Below are 1,277 nucleotides of genomic sequence, written 5' to 3'. Positions count from 1 at the left end.
TTTATTGAGATTGAAGGAAATATTTTTCTCATTTCTGCTGTTTTTGGCTTGTTCGTAGAATCTTCAATGGGAATTTATTGAAGGGGGAATAGATTTATATGAGGGGAAATTGCTTTACACAGGGCGTTTTCCAAATAAAGCGGAGCCAATGCGAAGGACATTAGAGCCAAACTGTAGAGCGGTTTTGAAATCACTGGACATACCCATGGAAAGCTTTGGAAGACCTGCTTGTTTTGCTAATTTTGCTAGAAGAGCGAAATAGGGACCGGGGTTTTCGTCGACAGGGGGGATGCCCATAAGTCCGATGATATCGAGTCTATAGTTGTTTTTGCATTGAGAAACAAAAGGGATCACTTCTTGGGGTGCAACACCACTTTTTTGCGGTTCTAACCCAATGTTGACTTGAACATAGCAGGGGAGATTCTTTTTTTGCTTTTGCATTTCTTCCATCAAAACTTTGGCTATTTTTTCACGATCAACCGTTTGAATAACATCAAAAATTTTGACAGCTTCAGCGGCTTTATTTGATTGTAGGGGACCGATGAGATGGAGTTTAATATTTTCAAATTGTTGACGTAAAGCAGGCCATTTTTGTGCTGCTTCTTGTACGCGGTTTTCTGCAAATAAAGATTGGCCTGCTTGCAAAAGGGGTCGTATATCAATAGCAGAAACAGTTTTTGAAACAGCGATAAGTTCAATTTCTTCTACAGGGCGTTGTAACTCTTGACATGTTTCAGCAATGTCTTTTTGAAGGTTTTGCCATGCTTCAATGGAAGGGGCATCGAGGGGCGTTTGTGTATTCATGTTTTTGTGCTTTACCTTTTTTGTTCAAGAGTTGGTCGTTTTTTTTAAAGTTTTATAAAATACTTAGGGAAATATTTCACGAAAATGTTGACGATGAGGTTAATCCATGGTCAAGCATAATAAAACAAGTTTTTGGTTCTGTTTTATTAAAAGAGTATAATGGGAATGACAATTGGACATTATAATATAGGCGAACGCTATAATCCACGTGCGAGAGAAAAAAAATGGCAAGAAATTTGGGATGAAAAGAAAATTTTTCAGACTCTTCAAGAAGATGCTCGTGAAAAATATTATGTTTTAGAAATGTTTCCTTATCCTTCTGGGCGCATTCACATGGGGCATGTGCGCAATTATGCCATGGGGGATGTGGTTGCACGCTATAAACGCGCCAAGGGGTTTAATGTGCTTCATCCCATGGGGTGGGATGCTTTTGGGATGCCGGCTGAAAATGCCGCTATGCAAAATAAAGTGCA

Annotated in this window: 2 protein-coding genes; one reads left to right on the top strand and one right to left on the bottom strand. The window is 39.2% G+C overall.

The features are described 5' to 3' along the window. Positions 1-114 precede the first annotated feature (114 nt). Complete coding sequence (locus ACFIL8_RS04300) at positions 115-804, bottom strand: YggS family pyridoxal phosphate-dependent enzyme (protein ID WP_375632073.1); 690 nt, start codon at positions 802-804, stop codon at positions 115-117. Between the two features lie 165 nt (positions 805-969). On the opposite strand from ACFIL8_RS04300, the gene ACFIL8_RS04295 reads away from it, so the two are divergent. After that, on the top strand, positions 970-1,277 hold a 308-nt coding region (locus tag ACFIL8_RS04295; RefSeq protein ID WP_375688993.1), incomplete at its 3' end, for a class I tRNA ligase family protein.

Source organism: Bartonella sp. AP57NXGY, from assembly GCF_042195805.1.
Classification (GTDB): domain Bacteria; phylum Pseudomonadota; class Alphaproteobacteria; order Rhizobiales; family Rhizobiaceae; genus Bartonella.
Note: the sequence above shows the minus strand (reverse complement) of the source record. Positions and strands in the feature narration are given on the sequence as shown.